The 658-nt window shown below is 39.1% G+C and carries 1 protein-coding gene; it reads right to left on the minus strand.

The features are described from left to right. On the minus strand, window positions 1–272 hold a 272-nt coding region (locus tag R7E78_RS27350), incomplete at its 3' end, for a DUF535 family protein (protein WP_318058782.1). Window positions 273–658 lie beyond the last annotated feature (386 nt).

The following is a 658-nucleotide window of genomic DNA, read 5'->3' on the forward strand; positions in this document are numbered from 1 at the left end:
TGATCAACCACCAAGTTGGAGCGATCAAAAGCAGAGTTATTCTTAATGATGTACGGGCGAAACGGTTTTTCTAGGAATCGGTGTGTACGCATACAAAGCATGTCTAACAAAGACGATTCAATGTTGTTCGCAAGGTGTTTGAATGCTCGTTTGTAGTAAAGCGCACGCATGATGAACTTCATTCTATATGCCCAAATAGGGTTATAGGTGTTGGCGTACTCATCAGCATAGATCACTTTGGTATGATCAAAAATGGATTTATTTGCAGTCATTTTCACTCCCGACTCACTTAAGAGCTTGTCTTAACTGGGGTTCTGTTTTAACAGCACGAGAAATAACAGCGAGGAACACGAAAATGGAGAGATGCACAAGGCATAAATAGGAGGTGTGTTCTTGCTGATTCCAACGTACACAAAATTAATTTTGAACAGTGTTCGTTTGTTCGGGATTCTAAGAGAAAAACCACGGCAGGTATTGTATGAGTGAGTAAGGAAGTGTCAGGGATAGGTCTTTGCTAGAGCATATTTCAAGTTTGAAAAAGATCGAAGTGAGTCATAAACAAAAGCATGCACAGAACCAAATTGAACGAAACTTGAACATAATTTGAAATTAATTTGACGTGCTACAGGTCTTTATACGTAACTTATAGGTATCGAAC

This window comes from Vibrio sp. YT-19(2023), from assembly GCF_033337395.1.